Origin of the sequence: Salinivibrio sp. MA427 (assembly GCF_001996115.1) — a bacterium.
Taxonomy (GTDB): domain Bacteria; phylum Pseudomonadota; class Gammaproteobacteria; order Enterobacterales; family Vibrionaceae; genus Salinivibrio; species Salinivibrio costicola.
The window spans coordinates 1-1,667 of sequence record NZ_MUFH01000428.1 but is presented as its reverse complement, the minus strand read 5'-3'; the positions used below and the strand labels follow the sequence as shown (position 1 = coordinate 1,667).

The 1,667-nt window shown below is 47.5% G+C and carries 2 protein-coding genes; both read right to left on the bottom strand.

What is annotated here, in order from left to right:
• On the bottom strand, positions 1–402 hold a 402-nt coding region (locus tag BZG79_RS15295), incomplete at its 3' end, for a M9 family metallopeptidase N-terminal domain-containing protein (protein WP_199878040.1).
• A gap of 124 nt (positions 403–526) precedes the next feature.
• The coding region (locus BZG79_RS15290; RefSeq protein WP_199878038.1) for a Na/Pi symporter at positions 527–1,667 on the bottom strand (1,141 nt) is incomplete at its 5' end.

The following is a 1,667-nucleotide window of genomic DNA, read 5'->3' as shown; positions in this document are numbered from 1 at the left end:
GGTATGCGCCAATGCTTCGTCAAGCTTATCAGAATAATCAGCTTGGTCTGTGTCACCATAAAAGCGGACGTAATAAGCTGCGCGAATATATTCAGTGAGGTTGGCGATTTGGCGTGCTTGCGTTGCTTGACCTTGATATTGCGTGACGGTTTGCTCTAGTCGCTGAGCGACTTTGCGGACAAAGGCTTCTTGGTAAACGGAATCATAACGGCTTGATTGGGTATCGTACCAGCTTGTAAAGCAGCTGCGATCTGCATTCGCAATCACTTGGATAGGGCTAGCACTGGCTGCTAAATCGGCGACCTCGCATGACTCGCTAGCCCATGCACTGGTGCTACTTAGCGCGGCAAGCGCGATAAGTGCCGAAAGAGGCTTGGGACGGGAAGGAAATTCATAAGACATTTCAAGCTCCTAGTTTAATTTGGGCGGAGCTTTTATAACGATTTTCTCGATATTTTTGGCGAATTAAGCCCAAATATTAGGGCTTAGTTCCACTTTGTTTGTCTTATCAGCTACTTATTCATCATTACGTTTCTTTTTCACGCAGGTGCAACTTGGCAATACGTTTGGTCACGGTATAGACGCGCTTGAGCGATTCGGTCCACTCCATTTCAATACTAAACAGTTGAAGACGATTGGGGTTATGCTCGACCAAACGCTCTGCTTGATGAGCCAGTACTTTATCCAATAGCGCGTTAAGGGTACGTTTGGTGTTTAGTACCCGCTTAGCCCGTTGCGTATCCCCACGTCGAATCGCATTCACGCTATCAAGTAACGCATGCGTCACCTTATCTTGGATTTCATCAAGCGTTGATTGCATTTCAGGGCTGATGCTAATCTCCGCATGAAGTGATTTATCCATGATGGGAACTAAGGTGTCTTCAATCAGATCCGCAATGCTTTCGAGTTGGTCGGTCACACTGATCAGCATGATTTGACGATCACTTTGTACCTGTGAAAGTGGCTCTTTACGCAGTCGTCCTAAGTAAAACAAAATATGCCCGTGTAGAATATCTACTTGTTGTTCTAGAGTCTCTATTTTCCCCAGCGCCTCCACGGCAGCGCTTTGTTCTTGCTGCGTGGCCAGTTTTGAGGTTAGAGGCGGTAGGGCATTCATCATGTTACAAACTCTACGCCCAATGCGACCTATCTCAAGCTGCGCCTGGTCCATAGCAATGTCTGGCGTCATCAATAGTTCTTTCGACAAGTATTTCGGTGCGACAATCGGCCGTTCGCTGATCGTTGGTTTAGGCGTTTTTGGTATGATTTTTTTTGCGAGCCAAACAAATCCTCCCACGAATGGCAGCATAATAAGTGTATTCACGACGTTAAATAACGTATTCGCATTCGCGATTTGGCGCGGGAGCTCAGCACCTAATCGTTCAACGCCGGTTAAATCAGGGTGAATCGGCGAAAGCGCGACACTCCAATCACTGAGCGTGCTGATCATTGGCAACCAAATGAATACGCCAATAATGTTAAAGAGAATATGAACACTGGCGGTTTGCTTGGCTTCGCGAGATTTGCCGATGGCGGCCAATAATGCGGTGACGCAGGTCCCGACGTTAGCCTCCATGGCAAGTGCGATCCCACTTTCCAACGAAATAAAGCCTTGTCCCGCTAATACGATCACAATCCCGGTGGTGGCCGACGAGGATTGTACTAAT